This window comes from Nocardioides sp. NBC_00850 (assembly GCF_045207335.1).
Lineage (GTDB): Bacteria > Actinomycetota > Actinomycetes > Propionibacteriales > Nocardioidaceae > Nocardioides.
Genome location: NZ_CP108845.1, coordinates 3069245 through 3089142, shown reverse-complemented (window position 1 = coordinate 3089142; position 19898 = coordinate 3069245). Strand labels below are relative to the sequence as shown.

The following is a 19898-nucleotide window of genomic DNA, read 5'->3' as shown; positions in this document are numbered from 1 at the left end:
CTTCCGACCAAGTCAACGGAGACCAACAATGCCCATGACCATCCCCAAGACGGCCCTGTGTGCCGCCCTGACCGCCGCCGCGCTCGCGCTCACCAGCTGCTCGGGCACAGCTGGCAGCGCGGACCCCACCGACATCGATCCCGAGGGCAAGGTCGAGCCTCGCGAGATCTCCTGGCTGCTCTCGCGCCCGGCCGACGGCGGGGTGATCACGGCGATGGAGCAGATCGCCGAGGAGTACGCCAAGGACCACCCGGGGTTCTCCCTCAACCTGATCACGACTCCCGACCGTCCCTCCTACATCCAGAAGTACGAGACGCTCGCCGCAGCCAACAAGCTGCCCGAGCTGTTCGACACCGATGCGACGCCGTTCGCCCAGAAGCTCGCCGACCAGGGCCGCATGCTCGACGTCGAACTGTTGCTGAAGGACCTCGGACTTGCCGAGGACTATCGCGAGGCAGCGCTGAACTACCAGCGGTTCGACGACGGCTCCCTCTACATGGTGCCGTTCGAGTTCCAGCTCGAGTTCTTCTGGTACAACTCCGCTCTCCTCGACCGCGCGAACGTCGAGGTCCCCAAGACGCTCGACGACTTCCCCCAGCTGTGCAAGGACCTGCGAGCCGCAGGTGTCACCCCGATCGCCCTCGACGGGCAGGACCAGTGGCCGCTGGAACGCTACCTGGCCTACTACCCGTTCCGGATGGCCGGTCCGGAGTACGTCCAAGACCTCAAGAACGGCAAGGCGAAGTTCGCCGACCCCGCCGGCCGAGCCGCAGCCGAGTGGCTCTACGACCTGGGCCAGGCCGGATGCTTCCAGGAGGACTTCTCCTCGACCGGGTACGCAGACGCGCAGGGCCTGTTCACGTCGGGGAAGGCCGCGATCTACAACATCGGGACCTGGGAGCTCGCGAATCTCGCGACGGATGCGCTCGACCCGGCTGTGCGTGAATCGGTCGACTACTTCACCCTGCCGACGGTCGACGGTGCCGTCACCGACGACAACGCGTACGTCACTCCCTCAGGCATCGGCATGGCGGTCAACGCGGAGACCTATGACCCGCTGGTGCGCGACTTCCTCGCCTACGCCCTCGAGCGCTATCCGGAGATGTACGCCTCGACTGGTGCGCTCTCTCCCACCACGAACGTCGAGACCTCGATCTCCGAGAACGCGACCGACCTCTACCCCAAGGCCGTGAAACAAGCCGACGAGGTCGGTGCCGACAGCGCGATGCCCTGGGACACCCAGCTCGACCCCGCCACGAACACGCGCCTGCAGCAGGAGCTGACACTGCTCGTCCAGGGAGACATCGAGCCGGACGAGTTCATCGAGACGATGGACGCGACCCTGGCGGAGAACAGCGATGGCTGACCTCGCGCAAGCCAGGCCCGGCGCGGGCCGTTCGGGTCCGCGCAGACGCCGGAGCCCAGTGGCGACGTCGATGCTTCCGCGTCGGTCTCGGCTCTCGGTGGCGGTCTTCTTGATCCCTCCGCTGCTGCTGTACGGCGTCGCGGTGCTGCTTCCGATCGTTCAGTCCTTGTTCCTCAGCCTGTTCAGCTGGGACGGCATCACGGAGATGAAGTTCGTCGGCCTCGACAACTACGTCAAGATGTTCGCCCGCGACGATGTCTTCTGGACGGCGTTCGGCAACGCGCTCGGCTACCTGGTGATCTGCCTGGTGCTGCAGCTCGGTGGCGCCCTCGCCGTAGCGGCGCTCCTGACAGCGCTGCCAAGGGCCAGGGAGCTGGTGAAGACGCTCTACCTGCTCCCTGCTGTCATCTCGACGGTCGCGATCGCGTTCCTCTTCCAGCGGATCTACTCCTTCGACCCGGTCGGCCCGCTCAACCAGCTGCTCGCCTGGGTCGGTCTCGAGAGCGCACAGACCGCTTGGCTCTCGAACGTGAACACGGTCCTCGCAGCCGTCTCCGTTCCCGAGGGCTGGCGCTTCACCGGGCTCTACATGCTCATCGTGTACGCGGCACTGATCGCCGTGCCCCGCGAGCTCGAGGAGGCAGCGCGACTCGACGGCGCATCCTGGTGGCAGACGTTCTGGCGTATCCGGTTCCCCTACATCCGCCCGGTGTGGATCACGACCACGGTCATGGCGACGACCTTCGCGCTGCGCGGGTTCGACATCCCCTACCTGCTGACGAACGGCGGCCCGGGACAGTCCTCCGAGCTGCTCACGACGTACATGTACAAGACCGCCTTCGTGCACACCGACTACGGCTATGCCAGCGCGATCTCCGTCTTCATCGTCGTGGAGTGTCTGGTCGCGGTCGGCCTCATCTTCCTGCTGCTTCGTCGAAGGGACGACTCGTGACCACCCCCGTGCTCACCCGACCGCCGAAGGCCGGCGTGCCGACCCCGCCCAATGCCCGCGCGACGGCACGACCGCCAAGACTCCGTCTGCAGCGCGCGCTCCTCACGCTCACGATCGTGCTCATCGTCATCGTGCAGGTCTACCCGCTGCTGTGGCTCTTCCTGACAAGCTTTCGCACCGCCGCGGACTTCACCGGTGGCAGCCCGTTCGCACTGCCCTCGGACTACACCCTGGACAACTACACACGAGCCTTCGCGACCGGCAACCTGTGGCTGAACATCCTCAACAGCTTCATCGTCACAGCGGGGGCGAGCCTGCTGATCGTCGTCGCGGGAATGATGGCCGCATACGCCCTGCAGGTGCTCGGGTTCCGGTTCAGCGGCGTCGTACGCTCCTTGTTCCTGCTCGGCATCGTCGTGCCGGTGCAGATCGCGCTGGTGCCGCTGTTCATCGACTACTCCCAGATCGGGCTCCTCGACACCCATCTGTCGATGATCATCCCGCTGGCCGCGTTCTCGCTCCCGATGGCCGTCTACCTGTTCTCGTCGTTCTACGAATACATCCCCCGCGAGCTGTACGAGGCCGCGTCGCTCGACGGCGCCGGGCCGTACCGGATCTTCGCGCAGATCACCTTCCCGCTCTCCGCGAACACGATCATTACGGTCGTACTCGTGAACAGCATCTTCATCTGGAATGACTTCATCTTCGCGAACACCTTCGTGCTCTCCGACGGGCTCAAGACCATCCCGCTCGGTCTGCAGAACTACATCGGGGCAATGGGCAACACCGACTGGACTGCCACGTTCGCAGCCGTCTGCGTGACCGTGACGCCGCTGCTGCTGGTCTTCCTCGTCCTCAACAAGGCGATGATCCAGGGCCTCGAGAGCGGGGCGACCAAGGGATGAGCACCTCCGAACCTGAGCCCAACAAGGTTGGCTCGAATGTGACGATGCGGGACGTCGCCAAGGCCGCGGGCGTATCGGTCGCGACCGTTTCCCACGTCGTCAACAACAAGCCCGGGGCGCGTATCGGCGATGACGCCAGGCGCAGGGTGCAGGAGGCCGTCACAGCACTCGGCTACCGGCCCAACGCCCTGGCCAAGACCTTGTCACGTGGCGGCTCACGATTCATCGGCCTGGTCGCGGACGCGATCGCGACCACCCCGTTCGCCGGCCAGATCATCCACGGCGCGCAGGATGAGGCCTGGGCCCACGGCTACGTGCTGCTCGTTGCCAACACCGACGGCAACGAAGCAGCCGAGAACGAGGCCATCGCGATGATGCTCGAGCACCAGGTGCGGGGCATCCTCTACTCGAGCTGGTACCACCGCGAGATCGTCGTGCCCGAGATGTTGCACCAGACCGACACCGTGCTCGTCGACTGCTTCGCCGAGGGCAGCGGACTGCCCGCCGTGGTGCCGGACGAGGAGCAGGGCGGCAGGACTGCGACCGAGGAGCTGCTGGCCGCGGGCCATCGCCGGATCGCTTTCATCAACACGACGACACCTTCGCCGGCCCAGAGCGGTCGCCTCGCCGGATACCGCAGCGCTCTGGAGGCAGCCGGCATCGACTTCGACGAGTCCCTCGTGTTCCCGGCCGAACCTGCCCAGGAGGGCGGGTACGCCACCGCACCCCGAATCGTCGAGTCGAAGGCCACAGCCGTCTTCTGCCACAACGACCGCGTGGCAATGGGCCTCTACGACGGGCTGCGCGAACACGGGCTGAGCATCCCGGGCGACATCGCAGTCATCGGGTTCGACAACCAGGACGTCATCGCCGCTCACCTGCGCCCCCCACTGTCGACCGTCGCGCTTCCGCACTACGACCTCGGTGCTGCCGGCGTCCGGGTGCTCCTCGGCATCGAGTCGTCGGCCACCGGCGAGCAGCTGATGCGCGTCACCTGCCCGTCCGTCCCACGTCAGTCGATCTGAGGAGAGCGATGTCCGACGTGCCCGTCGTGCCCAGGCCGACCTTCCACTTCACCCCGCGGCGCAACTGGATGAACGACCCCAACGGACTCGTCCACGACGGCGGTCGCTGGCACCTCTTCTACCAGTTCAATCCCGAGGGCTCAGAGTGGGGAAACATGAGCTGGGGGCACGCGACCAGCACCGATCTGCAGCACTGGACCGAGCACCCGGTCGCACTGCGGTTCCGCGACGGCGAGCAGATCTTCTCGGGCTCGATCGTCTCGACCCCGACCGAGGGTGGCACCGAGCTGACTGCGTACTACACCAGTGCCTACGCAAACGGCCGTCAGGCCCAATCGCGAGCGACCAGCAACGACGGCGGTTTCACCTGGGAGCTCGACGCCGACAACCCGGTGCTCGACCGCGGCACGAGTGCATTCCGAGATCCAAAGGTCATCCGCTACACCGACGAAGCGGGACGGCTTCGCTGGATTCTGCTCGCGGTCGAGGCAGAGGACCGACAGGTGCACTTCTACACCTCGGACGACCTCCGCTCGTGGGAGCACGCAAGTGCCTTCGGTCCGTTGGGCCCGACCGGCGTCGTCTGGGAGTGCCCGGATCTCGTACGACTGCCGCTCGACGGCGATCCCGATGACATGCGCTGGGTCCTGATCCTCAGCACCAACCCGGTCGGTGACAACGCGGATCGCGACGGTTCCTCGATGAGCTACGTCGTCGGCAGCTTCGACGGGACCAGGTTCACCACAGACTCCGCAGAGCTCGTCCGCCTCGACAGCGGCCGCGACTTCTACGCAGGGGTCACCTTCGACAATGCCCCACAAGGCGCCGCCATCATGGTCGGCTGGATGAGCAACTGGCGTTACGCAGAAGCATTTCCCTCCACACCGTGGAAGGGCGCGATGTCGCTGCCGCGACAGCTCGCTCTGCACACCGTCCGGGGTCGACCCCGGCTCGTCCAGAGGCCTCCCTCGTTCCTTCTCGAGCAACTCACCCGGGCGGAGCCCACGGTGGTCCTCGCCGAGCAGCCGGTCGAGGTCTCTCTCAGCGGTCACAGCGTGCTCGACCTGCGGTGGGATCCGGACACCACAGGGGCTGTCAGCGTACGCCTGCAGGGTGATGCCGACGCGTGCGTCGAGCTGGAGCACTCGGGAGGAACGCTCCGGCTCACCCGCCGCGGTGCCGCGGCCGAGGCGGTGCATGCCGACTTCCCCTCGACGAGCGTCACCGAGGTGGGGACCGGAGGTCCGGTCCAGCTGCTTCTCAGCCTCGACGGACCGCTGCTCGAGATCTTCGCGAACGACGGCGAGGCGACTGTCTCGAACCTTGTCCCCCTCGGCCGCGGACCCATCGCCGCGACCGTCTACACCGAGCGCCTGGGATCAGTCGCGTACACCGCTGTCGACGTCGTGAGCGACGAGTCGGCGCCGGCGACACACCCCGCTCTGCAGGATCACCCCGCAACCGCACTGTGACAACAGCCGATGTGCCCGACTCATCGGGCCGAGCCGAAGGAGTCATCATGCCCCACCCCATCTCACGACGCAGTCTGCTGCAAGGCGCCGGCGCCGGTTCGCTCGCGTTCTTCGCGGTGCACGCCACACCGATCGCCGCGCACGCCGCGGCGCAGACGTCACTTCGGGCGGTCTACCACATGACGCCTCCCTCGGGATGGCTCTGCGACCCGCAGCGCCCGGTCACCACTCGCGGTGCCTACCAGCTCTACTACCTGCACTCGACGCAGAACAACGGCCCCGGCGGCTGGGACCACGCGACGACGACCGACGGTGTCGCCTTCACCCACCACGGCACCGTGATGCCCCTTCAGCCCGACTTCCCGGTGTGGTCCGGGTCGGCCGTCGTCGACACGGCGAACACGGCCGGATACGGCGCCGGAGCCGTCATCGCGCTCGCGACGCAACCCACCGACGGCATCCGCAAGTATCAGGAGCAGTATCTCTACTGGTCGACCGACGGCGGCTTCACCTTCACCCCCCGGCCCGATCCGGTGATCGTCAACACCGACGGCCGCACCGCGACAACACCCGCCGAGATCGAGAACGCCGAGTGGTTCCGGGACCCGAAGGTCCATTGGGACGCAGCCCGCGGCGAGTGGGTGTGCGTGATCGGCCGGGCACGGTACGCAGCCTTCTACACCTCCTCGAACTTGATCGACTGGCAGCTGAAGCGCAACTTCGACTACCCGAACCACGCCCTCGGCGGCATCGAGTGCCCTGACCTGTTCGAGATGACCGCGAACGACGGCACCCGACACTGGGTGCTCGGCGCCAGCATGGACGCCTACAGCATCGGGCTGCCGATGACGTACGCCTACTGGATGGGCACCTGGAACGGCGAGGAGTTCATCGCGTACGACCTCACCCCACAGTGGCTCGACTGGGGTTGGGACTGGTACGCCGCGGTCACCTGGCCCGCCGTAGATGCTCCGGAGACCAAGCGCCTCGCCATCGCCTGGATGAACAACTGGAAGTACGCCGCACGGGACGTGCCGACCGATGCCTCCGACGGCTACAACGGACAGAACTCGATCGTGCGCGAGCTGCGTCTCGAGCGGCAATCGGGCGGGTGGTACTCCCTGCTCAGCAGCCCCGTGAGCACACTCTCGGACTACGTGACAGCTACCACGACTCTGGGAGACCGCACGGTCGACGGCAGCCTCGTGCTCCCCTGGAACGGACGGGCCTACGAGCTCGAGCTCGACATCTCCTGGGACACCGCCACCAACGTCGGTGTCTCCGTCGGGCGCTCCGCCGACGGCTCACGGCACACCAACATCGGCAAGTACGGGGCCGAGATCTACGTCGATCGAGCCCCCTCCGATCTCGCCGGGTACTCACTGGCGCCCTACACACGAGCGGCCGGGCCGATCGACGCCGCCGCACGATCAGTGCACCTGCGGATCTTCGTCGACACCCAGAGCGTCGAGGTGTTCGTCAACGCCGGCCACACCGTGCTCTCCCAGCAGGTGCACTTCACCGAGGGCGACACCGGCATCTCGCTCTACACCGACGGCGGGCCAGCAGACTTCACCGGCATCACCATCCGCCAACTCCGGAGCATCGGCTGACTCGATTGCCGTCCGACCTCATTGATCGAGGTTTCGGACAGCAATGCCTTCCAGCGCCCTCTTGACTGCCTTCTCCACGGCGGAGGCTGGAACGCCGGCGGGAACGACGAGCATCCCGATGGATGCCTCGCTCTCGTCGGCGAAGGTGCGATGGACCGCGGCCAGTGCCTGCTCGATCTCCCGCTGCGGGTCGGCGCACTCCCGCCGGAGCCATCGGCGAAGTACGCGGTTGTGTGCCGCGACGACTGCCGCTGCCGTCATCTCGGCGCGGAGCTCGGCCTCGGGCGAGGCGTCGGCCCAGTGACTCAGGTATCGACGGAAGAGGCGCTGGTAGCGGGCGCCGCTCACCAGCTCACGCTCCCGAAGCGCCGACACGGTGGAGGTCAGCCCATAGCGCTCCCGCGCACGCTCGCCCTCCGCGACGTAGTGGAACAACACGATCTTGACCGCGTCGGTGACGGCAGCAAGGCCCGCGTCGGCGGGCGATGAACGCAATCGCTCTTCGACCCGGCCGAGAATCTCATCGTGGTCGGGGAAGATCACCGCTTCCTTGGACCCGAAGGAGCGGAAGAAGGTGCTGCGGCTGACGCCGGCCTCGGACGCGATGTCGTCGACGGACGTGGTCGCGTACCCCTGGATCCCGAACAGGCGGAACGCCGCATCCGAGATCTCGTCACGCGCTGCTGCCATCACTCTCCCTTTTGGATCGTTCCCTGGACATCATGCCGTATGACACTTAGTCTCATTCATTGACACTGAAGTTCACAAGGAGTCCCGTTGAGCGCCGAGCCCACCACCGCACCCGATTCCTCGGGCGCCGAGATCGATCTGCACACGACTGCCGGGAAGCTGGCCGAGCTGGAGCGTCGTCTTGACGAGGCTGTCCATGCTGGTTCTGCCAAGGCGGTGGAGAAGCAGCATGCGAAGGGTCGTCAGACCGCGCGGGAGCGGATCGAGATGCTGCTCGATGAGGGCTCCTTCCAGGAGGTCGACGAGCTCGCCCGGCACCGGTCGGTGGCGTTCGGGTTGGAGAAGAACCGGCCCTTCGGGGATGGTGTGGTCACCGGGTACGGCACCATCGATGGGCGTCAGGTGTGTGTGTTCTCCCAGGACTTCACCGTCTTCGGTGGCTCGCTGGGTGAGGTCTATGGCGAGAAGATCACCAAGATCATGGACCTGGCGATCAAGACCGGGTCCCCGCTGATCGGGATCAACGAGGGCGCCGGCGCCCGGATCCAGGAAGGCGTGGTCTCCCTGGGGCTGTATGGGGAGATCTTCAAACGCAACGTCCACGCGAGCGGGGTGATCCCGCAGATCAGCCTGATCATGGGCAACTGCGCCGGCGGCCACGTCTACTCCCCCGCGGTCACCGACTTCGCCATCATGGTCGACAAGACCTCGGGCATGTTCATCACCGGCCCCGACGTGATCAAGACCGTCACCGGTGAGGACATCACCATGGAAGAGCTCGGCGGCGCCCTGGCCCACAACTCCAAGTCCGGGGTGGCCCACTACATGGGCACCGACGAGGCCGACGCCATCGACTACGTCAAAGCCCTGCTGTCTTACCTCCCCTCGAACAACATGGAGGAACCCCCCGCGTTCGAGGAGGTCGCGGATCTGGAGATCTCTGATCTGGATCGGGAGCTGGACACCTTCATCCCCGATGGCGGGAACCAGCCCTACGACATGCACGAGGTCATCTCCCACATTGTTGATACCAATGACGACGGCGAGGGGGAGTTCCTCGAGGTCCAGCCGTTGTGGGCACCCAACATCATCATCGGCTATGCCCGTGTCGAGGGCCGCCCGGTCGGGATCGTGGCCAACCAGCCGATGCAGTTCGCCGGCTGTCTCGACATCGACGCCTCCGAGAAGGCCGCCCGCTTCGTGCGCACCTGCGACGCCTTCAACGTCCCGGTGATCACCTTCGTCGACGTCCCCGGGTTCTTGCCCGGCACCGACCAAGAACACAACGGCATCATCCGCCGCGGCGCGAAACTGATCTACGCCTACGCCGAGGCCACCGTCCCCCTGGTCACCATCATCACCCGCAAGGCCTACGGCGGCGCCTATGACGTGATGGGCTCCAAACACCTCGGCGCCGACATCAACCTGGCCTGGCCCACCGCCCAGATCGCGGTCATGGGCGCCCAAGGTGCGGCCAACATCGTCCACCGCCGCACCCTGGCCGAGGTCGAGGCCGCCGGTGGGGACGTCGAGGCCAAACGCGCCCAGCTGATCGATGAGTACGAGACCACCCTGGCCAACCCCTACATCGCCGCCGAACGTGGCTATGTCGACGCGGTCATCCCACCCCACGAGACCCGCGCCGAGGTCACCCGCGCGCTGCGTCTGCTGCGCACCAAGCGGGAGACCCTGCCCGCCAAGAAGCACGGGAACATCCCGCTGTGACCGCGCCCGAAGACCCGAAGGCTGAGCACAAGGCTGAGCAGAAGCCCTTGCTCAAGGTCATCGACCAGAACGCCACCCCCGAAGAGGTAGCCGCGATCGTGGCCGTCTTCTCAGCCCTGGGATCTGCCGGCGAGCCCCCGAAGAAGAAGCCGCGCTCCCTGTGGGCCACCCCGCAACTGCGTACCCCACTCCACCCCGGCCCCGGCGCCTGGCGCGCCAGCGCTCTTCCGAACTGAACGTCGTAGAAAGCAGAACACCGTGCCTGAACTGACAAAGGTCCTGATCGCCAACCGTGGTGAGATCGCTGTTCGAGTGATCCGTGCGTGCAAGGACGCCGGGATCGGCTCGGTCGCGATCTATGCGGACCCCGACCGTGACGCGCTGTTCGTGCGGCTGGCCGATGAGGCCTACTCCCTGGGTGGAGCCACCCCGGCGGAGTCGTACCTCTCCATCGAGAAGATCCTCGACGTCGCCCGTCAGTCCGGTGCGGACTCGGTCCACCCCGGCTACGGGTTCCTGGCCGAGAACGCCGACTTCGCCACCGCCGTGATCGAGGCCGGTCTGACCTGGATCGGCCCCTCGCCGGAGGCCATCGACGCCCTGGGGGACAAGGCCAAGGCCAAGCAGATCGCGCTCAAGGCGGGCGCCCCGTTGGCGCCGGGCCTCAAGGACCCGGTCAAGGACGCCTCCGAGATCGTCTCCTTCGCTCAGGAGTACGGCCTCCCGGTGGCGATCAAGGCGGTCTTCGGGGGCGGCGGTCGTGGCCTGAAGGTGGCCCGGACCCTGGAGGAGATCCCCGACCTCTACGAATCCGCGGTCCGTGAGGCCGTGGGTGCCTTCGGGCGTGGTGAGTGTCTGGTGGAGAAGTTCCTCGACAAACCCCGCCACGTCGAGACCCAGTGCCTCGCCGACACCCACGGCAACGTCGTCGTGGTCTCCACCCGTGACTGCTCCCTGCAGCGCCGCCACCAGAAACTGGTCGAGGAAGCCCCCGCACCGTTCCTGAGCGAGGAGCAGAACAAGCGCCTCTATGAGTCCTCCAAGGCGATCCTGCGCGAGGCCGGCTACGTCGGCGCCGGCACCTGTGAGTTCCTCGTCGCCGCCGATGGCACCATCTCCTTCCTCGAGGTCAACACCCGCCTCCAGGTCGAACACTGCGTCTCCGAGGAAGTCACCGGCATCGACCTGGTCCGCGAGATGTTCCGCATCGCCGCCGGCGAAGAACTCGGCTACGACGACCCCGAGGTCCGCGGCCACTCCATCGAGTTCCGCATCAACGCCGAAGACGGCGGCAACAACTTCATGCCAGCCCCCGGCACCCTCACCCAATGGGCACCCCCCGCCGGCCCCGGGGTCCGCCTCGACGGTGGCTATGAGAAGGGCGAGACCATCCCGGGCGCCTTCGACTCGTTGATCGCCAAGCTGATCGTCTCCGGCCGCGACCGCACCCAAGCACTCGAACGCTCACGCCGCGCGCTGGAGGAGTTCCAGGTCGACGGGATGCCCACCGTGATCCCCTTCCACCAAGCCGTCGTCACCGACCCCGCCTACACCGCCGAGAACGGCTCCTTCGAGGTCTACACCACCTGGATCGAAACCGACTTCGACAACCAGATCACCCCCTACGCCGGTGCCGCCGGTGAACCCGCCGAAGACAGCGAGCGGCAGACCGTCGTGGTCGAGGTCGGCGGCAAACGCCTCAACGTCTCCCTACCCGCCGGACTCGGCGGCCTCACCACCGGCGGCGGCGCGGCGGCGAAGAAGCCCAAGCGGTCCGCGAAGAAGGCCGGCGCAGCCGCCTCCGGCGACTCCGTCACCTCCCCGATGCAGGGCACCATCGTCAAGATCGCCGTCGAAGAAGGCCAAGAGGTCGCCGAGGGCGACGTCGTGGTGGTCATCGAGGCCATGAAGATGGAACAGCCCCTCAAGGCCCACAAGACCGGCGTCGTCACTGGCCTGAACGCCACTGTGGGCGAGACCGTCGCCAACGGCGCGGTCATCGCCGAGATCAAGTAGCTGGCTGGACCTGTGATGACACCAGCGCCTGCGACTCTCCCCAGGCCCCAGTCACGCGGCAACGTGAGCATGCAGTGGCTGGCGACAGCGCCGCAGACACAGCCGCGGCACTCTCGCCACCGACTGCCATGGGGCACCGTCCACATCCGAAGGAACGGCTCCCAGCGAACGGCCTGCGGAGAACCGACAGCGCTCTGGTACACCTTCTGGGAACTCCCCGTCGACATGACGTCTCCCGAGACGTGCCGGTCCTGCGCGCACCATGCCGCCGGCGATCACAGGATCATGGGAGACGTCTGATGCGGATCATCATCATGGGTCCCCCGGGCGCTGGTAAGGGCACCCAGGCCAAGCACCTCGCCCAACACTTCGGCATCCCGGCCATCTCCACCGGCGACATCTTTCGCGCCAACGTATCGCTGGCCACTCCACTGGGCCTGGAGGCCAAGCGCTACCTGGACGCCGGCGAGTACGTGCCGGACGAGGTCACGAACAACATGGTTCGCGACCGGATCGCCGAGCCCGACGCGGCCAACGGCTTCCTTCTCGACGGCTATCCCCGCACGCTTGCACAGGTCGAGGAGCTCGACGGGATGATCAGCCCCGCCGGCCACGACCTCGACGTCGTCATCAGCCTCGTCGTCGACGAGGACGAGGTGGTCGAGCGGCTGCTGCAGCGTGCCCAGATCGAGGGCCGCGCCGACGACACCGAGGACATCATCCGCCGTCGCCAGGAGATCTACCTCGAACAGACCGCGCCACTCATCGACGCCTACCGCAGCCGGGGCCTCATCGTCGAGGTCGACGGCCTCGGCGAGGTCGATGAGGTCACCAAGCGGATCCTCGGCGCCTGCGACTCATCCGCAGACGCCATCTGCTGAGACGCGAACCGCGGCCGGGAACTCGTCCAGCTCAGTGCCCAGCGAGATCCGCGCGGGCCGGCCACGGATTGGCGGCGCAGCCGTCCAACCCCTTGGTCTGTTGCAGCATCACCGGGGCGAGCACGGCGTCGCCCGGGCACTCCACGTGCGGGTAACCGAGGGCGTGACCGGTCTCATGGTTGACCACGTACCGGCGGTAGTCCGTCAGGTTGTCGGCGTAGCTGTCGGCGCCGAAGTGCCACCGCCAGGCATTGAGTACGACATTGCTGCCGTTGCGACAGGACAGTCGGCCATCGGTGTCGAGCGGCGCACAGAGTGCGTCGGTGGTCTCGGGAGTGGCGAGAACGATCCGTAGGTCGGCGTGACCGTCGACGCGTACGAGCCGGTGCTTGGCCGCCCAGCCACGGTTGTCGGCGAGCGTGGTCTGGGCGAAGCGTGCGACCTCTTCGGCGGCGTAGGGCAGGCCCTCTTCCACCTCGACCCGGTACGTCGTCGCGTTCTCGATCGGGCTGGGTGGGGCGGCGGCGACGTCGAACCTGCCCGGCCCGCGCTCGGGTATCGACACGGACGATGCGGGTGGTCCGCTCGGTCGAGGCACGCGACCCTCGGCTACGGCGACCTCGCCGTTGGGCCCCTTGGTCCCTGGCGTCGGAGTGACCGAGGGCAAGGTGGAATCCGATACGACCGCGACGCGCTCGGTGCCATCGGTGGGGCGGCCGTCCCGCGCCATCGAGACCAGCGGGACGGCCACGGCCGTTCCCGTGAGGAGGACGGCGAGAACGGCGATGCCGCCTGTCGTACGTCTTCGACCTTTGCGGCGAGGTGCAGCTCGGTGCTTACTCATCGGCTCGCTGCGACGAGGCAAGCGCGCGCCCGCGTGTCCACGCCGCCGTCCGAAGCTCCTGCACGACCCAGATTCTAGGTGCCCCGACTGCACACCGGGGCCGGTATCGACCCGGTCGTGGCCGCCGCTAAAACCGCGTGGCACGGGTTGGGCGACCAGGCAGAGTAGTTCGTAGCACTCGCCGTACTCGACCTCCACCGTCAGGAGACGTGAGATGGACACGACCACTGCGATCGCCCGCTTCGACGAAGTCCGGGCCGACACCGAACGCCTCGCCGCACCCCTCTCCCCCGAGGACCAGACAGTCCAGTCGATGCCGGATGTCTCGCCGACCAAATGGCATCGCGCGCACGTGACCTGGTTCTTCGAGACATTCGTGCTGGCGGAGAACGAGCCCGGCTTCACACCGTTCCAGGACAAGTACTGGTTCCTCTTCAACAGCTACTACGAGCAGGTCGGGCCGCGGTACGCGAGGCCGATGCGTGGCGTGATCAGCCGCCCCGGCGCGTACGAGGTCGGCGACTACCGGCGCAACGTCGACGACCGGGTCAGGGACCTGCTCGACCGCGTGGACGAGGGCACGTTCGCCAAGCTCGCTCCAACCATCGAGCTCGGCTTCCACCACGAGCAGCAGCATCAAGAGCTGCTGCTGATGGACATCAAGCATGTGCTGTCGCTCAACCCGCTGCAGCCGACGTACGCCGGGCGTCCGGTCGCGGGTGACGGGACCGACCGGCTGGGGTGGGTCGACTTCGACGGCGGCCTGGTCGAGATCGGGTCCGAGGGTGGTGGGTTCTGCTTCGACAACGAGCTGCCACGGCATCAGCAGTGGCTGGAGCCGTACCGGCTCGCCGACCGGTTGATCACCAACGGCGAATGGCTGGACTTCATGGCCGACGGTGGCTACCGGCGTCCCGAGCTGTGGCTCTCCGACGGGTGGGCGCGGGTCAACGCCGAGGGCTGGGAGGCGCCCTTCTACTGGCGCGAGGCCGACGGAGAGTGGTTCGAGCACACCCTGCACGGCACGTCACCGCTCGATCCGGGACTGCCGGTCTGCCACCTGAGCCACTACGAGGCCGACGCGTACGCCACCTGGGCCGGCAAGCGCCTCCCGACCGAGGCCGAGTGGGAGCACGCCGCCCGGACGTACGAGGTGGCCGGCAACCTCGCCGACCGGGACAGCTTCCACCCACGCGCGGCCGGCCCCTCGACCGGCGGCCTGCGACAGCTCTTCGGAGACTGCTGGGAGTGGACGTCCTCGGCGTACCTGCCCTACCCGGGCTTCCACCCCGCCGCCGGCGCGATCGGCGAGTACAACGGAAAGTTCATGTCGAGCCAGATGGTGCTCCGTGGCGGCTGCGCGCTCACCCCGCCGGGACACACCCGTGCCTCGTACCGCAACTTCTTCCCGCCTGGTGCGCGCTGGCCGGTCACCGGCCTCCGGCTCGCCGACGACGGGCGTCGTGCGTGACCTGGTCGGCTGCCGTCACCTGTGCCCATCGCGGCATCCTCGGACCGCCCCAGACGCACGTCGACTGGGCCTGTGATCACAACTACTGCCCCGCTCCGCTGCAGGTCGGATCATGGACCGCCGCGGTCAGCGGCACCATCGACGACTCGTGGACGCTCATCCTCGACAAGGCGCAGCAGGAAAGCCTGCCGGTCGGCTCTGCCGTGGTCCAGATCGCCAACGAGATCGTGGTGGGCGGCTTCTCGGTTCTCCTCAGTGACGGGGAGGACCTCGCCCTGCTGACCGGCGACGAGGGCAGCCACCTGGTCGAGCCCGCGTCCTGGGAGTACGTCGTCAGCAACCGTCCGCTCGCCGGCGCTGCGTCCACCTCGATCCCGCCCCGCACCATCGGGGTCCTCAGCCCATGCGGACCCACCTGGTGGCGGCTCGACACACCGCTTCACAACCCGAAGGAGAACCTCGCGTGACCCTCGACAGCAACGGCCAGACCAGCACCAGCACACCAGCCGGGGGCAGGCTCACCACCCTGTTGACCGCCGAGGACCTGCGTCAGAGCCTTGCGGAGGACGCTCGCACCGGCTTGAGCGCGGCGCCGAAATGGCTTCCACCGAAGTACTTCTATGACCAGCGTGGTTCGGAGCTGTTCGAGGAGATCACCCGGCTGCCCGAGTACTACCCGACCCGCACCGAACGGGCGCTGCTGACCGAGCATGCGCGGGAGATCGCCGAGGCCTCCGACGCCGAGGTGCTCCTCGAGCTCGGATCCGGCTCCTCGGAGAAGACCCGGCTCCTGCTCGACGCGCTGACGCAGACCGGTCGGCTGACGACGTACGTCCCGGTCGATGTCAGCGCCAGCGCACTCACCCAGGCGATGGACGCTCTCGCCGAGGAGCGGCCCGGGCTCGCGCTGCACGGTGTCGTCGCCGACTTCGACCAGCATCTCGGGCAGCTTCCGACCCCAGGACGCCGGCTGATCGCGCTCCTCGGCAGCACGCTGGGCAACTACGACCGCCCCGGCCGCGAACGGTTCCTGGGATCGGTCGCCGACGCCATGCAGCCCGGGGAAGGTCTGCTGCTCGGGCTGGACCTGGTCAAGGACCCCGGCCAGCTGGTCGCCGCGTACGACGATTCCGCCGGCGTGACCGCCGAGTTCAATCTCAACGCGCTGCGCGTTCTCAACCGAAGCCTGGGCGCCGATTTCGACACCGACGGGTTCCGGCACCTGGCGCGTTGGAACACCGAGGAGGAGCGGATCGAGATGCGACTCGTCGCACAGGATTCCACCCGCGTGGAGCTGCGCGAGCTCGACCTCGTCATCAAGTTCGACGAAGGCGAAGAGCTCCTCACCGAGCTGTCCTGCAAGTTCCGCCGAAGCATCGCCGCACTCGAGCTCGCCGCGGCGGGATTCCGCGACCTTCGCTGGTGGGCCGATCCGGAGGAGGCGTACGCGCTCGTCCTGGCCAAGCGCTGAGCTCGTCCGGGTACTGCCAGTGCCTCCCTTGCCTCGAGACTCCCGCATACCGTGGTGCCATGACTGAAGTCGACCTGCGCTCGGAGATCCGGGAGTTCCTCAGCTCCCGGCGCGCCCGAATCACCCCTGAGCAGGCGGGTCTGCCCGCCTACGGCGGCAACCGACGCGTCAAGGGGCTGCGGCGCGAAGAGGTCGCGATGCTCGCCGGCGTCTCGGTCGACTACTACGTACGCATGGAGCGCGGCAGCCTCGCCGGGGCATCGGAGAGCGTGCTCGACGCGCTCGCCTCGGCGCTCCAGCTCGACGAGGCCGAGCGTGACCACCTCTTCGCCCTGGCCCGGGAGTCGGGCACCGGCAGCCGGCGGCGCAAGAAGACGGCCCCGGCCAACGTACGCCCGGTGCTCCAGCAGGTTCTGGACGCCATCACCGACGCCCCCGCCTGGATCCGCAACGGCCGCCACGACGTCCTCGCCATGAACCAGCTCGCGCGAGCGCTCTACTCCCCCGTCCTCGCCGACCCACGGCGCCCGGCCAACACGACACGGTTCGTCTACCTTCAGCCCGAAGCGGCCGAGGAGTTCTTCGTCGACTACGACCAGATCGCCCGTGACGCCGCCGCGATGCTCCGCCTCGAGGCCGGCCGCAACCCCCACGACAAGGCCCTCGTCGAGCTCGTCGGTGAGCTGTCCACCCGCAGCGAGCTGTTCCGCCAGCGCTGGGCCTCCCAGGACGTACGCTTCCACCGCAGCGGACGCAAGCGCCTCCACCACCCCGTAGTCGGCCAGCTCGACCTCGACTTCGAAGCGATGGAGCTCCCCTCCGAGCCCGGCCTCCAGCTCAACATCTACACCGCGGCCGCGGGCACCCCCACCGCCGACGCGCTCAAGCTCCTCGCCTCCTGGGCCGCTTCCCAGGATCAGCTCCCCACCGAGTCAGCCGTAGCGACCACGAACTGAACCACCGGCGGGACAGCATCAGCGTCGGCGTGCTGCCGGTGCGAGCTCGGCTTCGCCGTAGCTGTTGTCGTCGGGGTTGATGGTCACCCCGGGCGCGACGATCTGGTCCATCCGGTCCAGCACATCTGGGGTGAGGGATACCTCCGCGCCGGTGAGCTGGGACTCGAGCTGCTCCATCGTGCGCGGTCCGATGATCGCGGAGGTGACCGCCGGGTGGTTGATGACGAATGCGATGGCGAGGTCGATCAGGGTCATGCCGGCCTGCTCGGCAAGCTGTGCGAGCTGCTCGACGGCCTCCAGCTTCTGCTGGTTGGCCGGGCTGCTCATGTCGAAGCGCGCGCGAGGCCGCGCTGCCGATGTCGGAGCGGACGCGGCATCCTTGCGCCAGCGCCCGGACAACCAGCCGCCCGCCAGCGGGCTGTAGCTGAGGATGCCCATACCGTGGCGCTGGGCGGTGGGGAGCACGTCTGACTCGATGCCGCGGACCAGGATCGAGTACGGCGGCTGCTCGGTGACGAACCGCTGCAGGTGGCGGTCGCGGGCGGTCCACTGGGCCTCGACGATCTGGCTGGCGGCGTACGAGGAAGATCCGATGTAGCGCACCTTTCCCTGCCGGACCAGGTCGGTGAGCGCACCCAGGGTCTCCTCGACATCGGTGACCGGGCTGGGGCGGTGCACCTGGTAGAGGTCGATGTGGTCGGTGTCCAGGCGTCGTAGCGAGTCCTCCACCGAGCGCATGATCCAGCGACGCGAGCCGCCGCCCTGGTTGGGGTCCTCGCCCATGGGCATGAAGAACTTCGTGGCAAGCACGACGTCGTCGCGCCGGCCCTTCAGCGCCTTGCCGAGGATCCGCTCGGACTCACCGGCGGAGTAGACGTCGGCTGTGTCGACGAAGTTGATCCCGGCGTCGAGCGCTCGGTGAATGATCCGGATCGAGTCGTTCTCGTCCTGGTTGCCCCACGGACCGAACATCATCGTGCCCAGGCACAGCGGGCTGACGGACACTCCGGTCCGTCCGAGCTGGCGGCGTTCCACGGTCAAGATCCCTCTTTCATCGGGTTCATCGGTGTCTTGGTGCTCACGGTGGGAGCCTTCCGACTGGTTCGGGAGTCCACGCTAGGCACCGCTGTCCACTTCAGGGAGGTCCTGCGAGTCCCCCGTTCGTCAGGGACTCCCTGCGTCCACCGAACCGACCTACCGTGTAGGTCATGAGCATTCCGACGATCACGTTGAACAACGGGGTAGAGATCCCGGCCCTGGGCTTCGGGGTCTACCAGTCCGCGCCCGAGGAGACCGTCGCCGCGGTCGCCACCGCGCTCGAGGTCGGCTACCGGCACATCGACACCGCCGCGGCCTACGGCAACGAGCGCGAGGTCGGCAAGGCGATCCGTGACTCCGGGCTGGCGCGCGACGAGGTCTTCATCGAGACCAAGATCTGGATCACCGACTACGGCTACGACCAGACGCTGCACGCGTTCGAGAAGGCCGTCGGCAAGCTCGGCGTCGACCAGGTCGACCTGCTGATCCTGCACCAGGCGCTTCCGGACGAGTTCGAGCTGACCATCGGCGCGTACCAGGCTCTGGAGAAGCTGTACGCCGACGGCCGGGTCCGCGCCATCGGGGTCTCGAACTTCATGACCCGCCACCTGGACCGGCTCCTCGCGGAGACCGAGATCGTGCCGGCCGTCAACCAGATCGAGGTGCACCCCTACTTCAAGCAGCCCGAGCTGCTCGCCTACGACACCGAGCGGGCCATCCTCAACCAGGCCTGGTCCCCGATCGGCGGCATCACCTTCTACCGCGACGGCAAGCACACCAGCACCCTGGAGAACCCGGTGATCGGCGAGATCGCCGCAGCCCACCAGAAGACCCCGGCTCAGGTGATGCTGCGCTGGCACCTCGACCAGGGCCGACAGGTCATCCCCAAGTCGGTCACGCCCTCCCGGATCCGCGAGAACTTCGACGTCTTCGACTTCGAGCTGACCGCCGACGAGCTCAGCGCCATCGACGCCCTCGACACCGGCCTCCGCGGCGGCCCGGAGCCCGAGGCCATCACCCGTGCCGCGTTCGGCATCGAGATCCCCGAAGCGTGACATCCGACCGGAACGAACAGAGGACACCTCATGGGAGTCTGGACTGACGACGAGCTGACTCGCATCGGCGAGGCTCGTGAGCTGTACGTCTCGACACTGCGTGCCGACGGGAGTCTGCGCGACGCCATCCCGATCTGGCAGGTGCGGATGGGCGAGGACATCTACATCCGCTCCGCGCGCGGGCCCGACAACGGCTGGTTCCGTCACGCCGTACGGAGCGGTCTCGGCCGGATCAGCTCGGGAGGTGTCGAGAAGGACGTGACCTTCGAGCCGACCGCCGAGCAGAGTGCTGAGATCACCGCGGCGTACCACGCCAAGTACGACCGCTACGGTCCCGGTCCGGTCGGCGCCGTCACCGGCGATGACGTGCTCGAGACGACGCTCCGCGTCCGGCCGCGGGCTTGACCGGACACTCAGG

The 19898-nt window shown here is 67.4% G+C and carries 19 protein-coding genes; 16 read left to right on the top strand and 3 right to left on the bottom strand.

The window, feature by feature from the left end; all coding sequences use genetic code 11:
- Positions 1-28 precede the first annotated feature (28 nt).
- From OH802_RS14985 to OH802_RS14960, 6 genes are all read left to right on the top strand, one after another.
- Positions 29-1366 carry an ABC transporter substrate-binding protein gene (locus tag OH802_RS14985; RefSeq protein ID WP_406019661.1) on the top strand — a complete coding sequence of 446 codons (1338 nt, stop codon included), beginning with the start codon at positions 29-31 and terminating at the stop codon, positions 1364-1366.
- Positions 1367-1436: 70 nt separating this feature from the next.
- The gene (locus tag OH802_RS14980) at positions 1437-2318 is read left to right on the top strand and encodes a carbohydrate ABC transporter permease (protein WP_406019659.1); all 882 of its coding nucleotides are present in this window, start codon (positions 1437-1439) and stop codon (positions 2316-2318) included.
- Entirely contained in the window at positions 2315-3223 is a 909-nt protein-coding gene (locus OH802_RS14975) for a carbohydrate ABC transporter permease (RefSeq protein ID WP_406019658.1), read from the top strand. The genes OH802_RS14980 and OH802_RS14975 overlap by 4 nt, the downstream gene beginning before the upstream one ends.
- 44 nt (positions 3224-3267) lie before the next feature.
- Positions 3268-4248 carry a LacI family DNA-binding transcriptional regulator gene (locus OH802_RS14970; protein ID WP_406029301.1) on the top strand — a complete coding sequence of 327 codons (981 nt, stop codon included), beginning with the start codon at positions 3268-3270 and terminating at the stop codon, positions 4246-4248.
- An 8-nt stretch (positions 4249-4256) separates the two neighbouring features.
- Positions 4257-5720: a glycoside hydrolase family 32 protein gene (locus OH802_RS14965; protein ID WP_406019656.1), complete on the top strand. Its 1464-nt coding sequence runs from the start codon at positions 4257-4259 to the stop codon at positions 5718-5720.
- Positions 5721-5767: 47 nt separating this feature from the next.
- Complete coding sequence (locus OH802_RS14960) at positions 5768-7333, top strand: glycoside hydrolase family 32 protein (RefSeq protein WP_406019654.1); 1566 nt, start codon at positions 5768-5770, stop codon at positions 7331-7333.
- Between the two features lie 18 nt (positions 7334-7351).
- Here OH802_RS14960 and OH802_RS14955 read toward each other — a convergent pair whose 3' ends face one another.
- Positions 7352-8023, bottom strand: coding sequence for a TetR/AcrR family transcriptional regulator (locus OH802_RS14955; RefSeq protein ID WP_406019652.1), 672 nt, complete (start codon positions 8021-8023; stop codon positions 7352-7354).
- 87 nt (positions 8024-8110) lie between these two features.
- On the opposite strand from OH802_RS14955, the gene OH802_RS14950 reads away from it, so the two are divergent.
- The 4 genes from OH802_RS14950 (at position 8111) to OH802_RS14935 (ending at position 12645) form a co-directional block, all read left to right on the top strand.
- A complete protein-coding gene (locus OH802_RS14950; RefSeq protein ID WP_406019650.1) occupies positions 8111-9748 on the top strand; it encodes an acyl-CoA carboxylase subunit beta in 1638 nt (545 codons plus the stop codon).
- Positions 9745-9984, top strand: a complete 240-nt coding sequence (locus tag OH802_RS14945; RefSeq protein WP_406019648.1) for an acyl-CoA carboxylase subunit epsilon — start codon at positions 9745-9747, stop codon at positions 9982-9984. The genes OH802_RS14950 and OH802_RS14945 overlap by 4 nt, the downstream gene beginning before the upstream one ends.
- 31 nt (positions 9985-10015) lie before the next feature.
- Positions 10016-11764 carry an acetyl/propionyl/methylcrotonyl-CoA carboxylase subunit alpha gene (locus tag OH802_RS14940; protein ID WP_406029299.1) on the top strand — a complete coding sequence of 583 codons (1749 nt, stop codon included), beginning with the start codon at positions 10016-10018 and terminating at the stop codon, positions 11762-11764.
- A 299-nt stretch (positions 11765-12063) separates the two neighbouring features.
- Positions 12064-12645 carry an adenylate kinase gene (locus OH802_RS14935; protein WP_406019646.1) on the top strand — a complete coding sequence of 194 codons (582 nt, stop codon included), beginning with the start codon at positions 12064-12066 and terminating at the stop codon, positions 12643-12645.
- Positions 12646-12676: 31 nt separating this feature from the next.
- Here the strand turns inward: OH802_RS14935 and OH802_RS14930 are convergent, their stop codons facing one another.
- Positions 12677-13396, bottom strand: coding sequence for a DUF3152 domain-containing protein (locus OH802_RS14930; protein ID WP_406019644.1), 720 nt, complete (start codon positions 13394-13396; stop codon positions 12677-12679).
- Positions 13397-13703: 307 nt separating this feature from the next.
- On the opposite strand from OH802_RS14930, the gene egtB reads away from it, so the two are divergent.
- The 4 genes from egtB to OH802_RS14910 are packed head-to-tail and all read left to right on the top strand — an operon-like array spanning position 13704 to position 17387.
- A complete protein-coding gene (gene egtB / locus OH802_RS14925; protein WP_406029219.1) occupies positions 13704-14960 on the top strand; it encodes an ergothioneine biosynthesis protein EgtB in 1257 nt (418 codons plus the stop codon).
- Entirely contained in the window at positions 14957-15427 is a 471-nt protein-coding gene (locus tag OH802_RS14920) for a hypothetical protein (RefSeq protein WP_406029217.1), read from the top strand. The genes egtB and OH802_RS14920 overlap by 4 nt, the downstream gene beginning before the upstream one ends.
- Complete coding sequence (gene egtD / locus OH802_RS14915; protein WP_406029215.1) at positions 15424-16431, top strand: L-histidine N(alpha)-methyltransferase; 1008 nt, start codon at positions 15424-15426, stop codon at positions 16429-16431. The genes OH802_RS14920 and egtD overlap by 4 nt, the downstream gene beginning before the upstream one ends.
- 59 nt (positions 16432-16490) lie before the next feature.
- Positions 16491-17387 carry a helix-turn-helix transcriptional regulator gene (locus OH802_RS14910; protein WP_406029213.1) on the top strand — a complete coding sequence of 299 codons (897 nt, stop codon included), beginning with the start codon at positions 16491-16493 and terminating at the stop codon, positions 17385-17387.
- 18 nt (positions 17388-17405) lie between these two features.
- Here the strand turns inward: OH802_RS14910 and OH802_RS14905 are convergent, their stop codons facing one another.
- Positions 17406-18422 carry an aldo/keto reductase gene (locus OH802_RS14905; RefSeq protein ID WP_406029297.1) on the bottom strand — a complete coding sequence of 339 codons (1017 nt, stop codon included), beginning with the start codon at positions 18420-18422 and terminating at the stop codon, positions 17406-17408.
- 173 nt (positions 18423-18595) lie between these two features.
- Between OH802_RS14905 and OH802_RS14900 the strand changes: the two genes are divergently transcribed.
- Both OH802_RS14900 and OH802_RS14895 read left to right on the top strand, forming a co-directional pair.
- On the top strand, positions 18596-19480 hold the full coding sequence (locus OH802_RS14900) for an aldo/keto reductase (protein ID WP_406029211.1): 885 nt from the start codon (positions 18596-18598) through the stop codon (positions 19478-19480).
- A gap of 30 nt (positions 19481-19510) precedes the next feature.
- Positions 19511-19885: a DUF2255 family protein gene (locus OH802_RS14895; RefSeq protein ID WP_406029209.1), complete on the top strand. Its 375-nt coding sequence runs from the start codon at positions 19511-19513 to the stop codon at positions 19883-19885.
- The last annotated feature ends 13 nt before the right edge of the window (positions 19886-19898 follow it).

Coding starts and splice junctions, on each gene's coding strand:
- OH802_RS14985 (WP_406019661.1), top strand. CDS start 29: ATGCCCATGACCATCCCCAAGACGGCCCTGTGTGCCGCCCTGACCGCC.
- OH802_RS14980 (WP_406019659.1), top strand. CDS start 1,437: ATGCTTCCGCGTCGGTCTCGGCTCTCGGTGGCGGTCTTCTTGATCCCT.
- OH802_RS14970 (WP_406029301.1), top strand. CDS start 3,268: ATGCGGGACGTCGCCAAGGCCGCGGGCGTATCGGTCGCGACCGTTTCC.
- OH802_RS14965 (WP_406019656.1), top strand. CDS start 4,257: ATGTCCGACGTGCCCGTCGTGCCCAGGCCGACCTTCCACTTCACCCCG.
- OH802_RS14960 (WP_406019654.1), top strand. CDS start 5,768: ATGCCCCACCCCATCTCACGACGCAGTCTGCTGCAAGGCGCCGGCGCC.
- OH802_RS14955 (WP_406019652.1), bottom strand. CDS start 8,023: ATGGCAGCAGCGCGTGACGAGATCTCGGATGCGGCGTTCCGCCTGTTC.
- OH802_RS14935 (WP_406019646.1), top strand. CDS start 12,064: ATGCGGATCATCATCATGGGTCCCCCGGGCGCTGGTAAGGGCACCCAG.
- egtB (WP_406029219.1), top strand. CDS start 13,704: ATGGACACGACCACTGCGATCGCCCGCTTCGACGAAGTCCGGGCCGAC.
- OH802_RS14910 (WP_406029213.1), top strand. CDS start 16,491: ATGACTGAAGTCGACCTGCGCTCGGAGATCCGGGAGTTCCTCAGCTCC.
- OH802_RS14900 (WP_406029211.1), top strand. CDS start 18,596: ATGAGCATTCCGACGATCACGTTGAACAACGGGGTAGAGATCCCGGCC.
- OH802_RS14895 (WP_406029209.1), top strand. CDS start 19,511: ATGGGAGTCTGGACTGACGACGAGCTGACTCGCATCGGCGAGGCTCGT.